The organism is Luteimonas sp. A482 (assembly GCF_054072655.1).
In genome coordinates this window covers 1-1296 of record NZ_JBSVRO010000017.1, presented here as the reverse complement: position 1 = coordinate 1296, position 1296 = coordinate 1, and the positions used below count along the sequence as shown (strand labels likewise).

Here is a 1296-nt window from a genome sequence, read left to right as displayed (position 1 = left end):
AATCAGCGCTTACACTCGTCCCTCGGATACCAGACGCCATCGGCGTTCGAAGCCCAGTGCACCTAACCATCGGTGTCCACTTTTGCGTAGGAAGTCCCAACCGCTTCGCGGTTCGGCTTAACTCAAGTGTTAGGCCGCACATGAAGCACTTCTGGTTACTTAGCCTTCTCTTCCTCGCAGCGCCACAAGCTCTTGCGCGATCTATTGAGGTCTGCCCCACGCTCCCGTCGGATTCCGGCCTCGAGTGGACCTACAGCGAGGGGCCCGACTTTGATGTGTGCCGCGCCTCTGTCATCGGGTCCGAGGATCAAGCTTTTGGCATCTACCTCGGCAATCACCCAAGCTTTCACCCCGAGCGTGCCGAGCGCATTGGCAAGGGCAAGGTCGCAGGCCGTCGCGTGACTTGGTATCGCCAAGATCCTGGTGACTCCAATTCCGCCTTCTCGCGTCAAACCCTGCTGACGCTTGATCGAAAATGGGGTTATGTGGCGCATATCTGGGTTACGGCCGATACTGAGCAACAGTTGCTTGATCGGCTGTCCGCTTTGGAGCGCATCGCGTTCAAGATGCCATGACTGTGCGCCCTAACTATTCATTCAAGCCGAAGCCGCTTCGCGGCTCGGCTTAATTCTGGCGTTAGGCCGCTAAGACACTCTTATGCACCGATCAGTAAAGCTTATGTGGGACGACTACCTTGCTCGTCAGTCTCAACCATCACAACTCCCCACGGATGCTCCGCCAGCCTGGCATTTTTGCGACAACGAGGCGGATGCTCATGAGTGTGCTCAGCTAGTCTTGACCGGCAGAAAGCGCGCAACATCACCTTCGTTGTGGTCTTTTGAGAGCAGCGGTGAGGCTTTGCCCCATGTGGGCGATCTGAACATAGTGACGGACTGGAGCGGTAAGGCCGTATGTATTATTCGCACAACCAAAGTGCAGATCCTCCCGCTCAACGAGATCACTGAGGTTCACGCAAGAATTGAAGGTGAGGGAGATGGATCGCTTGATTGGTGGCGCAAGGCTCATTGGGACTATTACCATCACGAGCTCCAAGGGACTGGCTATGAGCCTCAGCCTGACATGTCTGTCGTCTTTCAAGAGTTTGAGCGCATATTTCCGTCAGGCGCGGCCTAACATTTCATTCAAGCCGACGCCGCTTCGCGGCGCGGCTTAATTCAGCAACTGTCTTGAAGCGTGCCGCTCAAGCCAGTGCCAGGCCCTCGGCCCGAAGCTCGTCGCGGCGCCTGGCATTGATGATCCCGAGCAGCTTGCGCATGCAAGCCACCAGCGCCACCT

The 1296-nt window shown here is 56.7% G+C and carries 2 protein-coding genes; both read left to right on the top strand.

Translation table 11 applies throughout. The features are described 5' to 3' along the window. Nucleotides 1-140: 140 nt before the first annotated feature. Nucleotides 141-575 carry a hypothetical protein gene (locus ACW5DW_RS17075; RefSeq protein WP_457020500.1) on the top strand — a complete coding sequence of 145 codons (435 nt, stop codon included), beginning with the start codon at nt 141-143 and terminating at the stop codon, nt 573-575. An 82-nt stretch (nt 576-657) separates the two neighbouring features. Then, the gene (locus tag ACW5DW_RS17070) at nt 658-1134 is read left to right on the top strand and encodes an ASCH domain-containing protein (protein WP_457020499.1); all 477 of its coding nucleotides are present in this window, start codon (nt 658-660) and stop codon (nt 1132-1134) included. Nucleotides 1135-1296 lie beyond the last annotated feature (162 nt).

Coding starts and splice junctions, on each gene's coding strand:
- ACW5DW_RS17070 (WP_457020499.1), top strand. CDS start 658: ATGCACCGATCAGTAAAGCTTATGTGGGACGACTACCTTGCTCGTCAG.
- ACW5DW_RS17075 (WP_457020500.1), top strand. CDS start 141: ATGAAGCACTTCTGGTTACTTAGCCTTCTCTTCCTCGCAGCGCCACAA.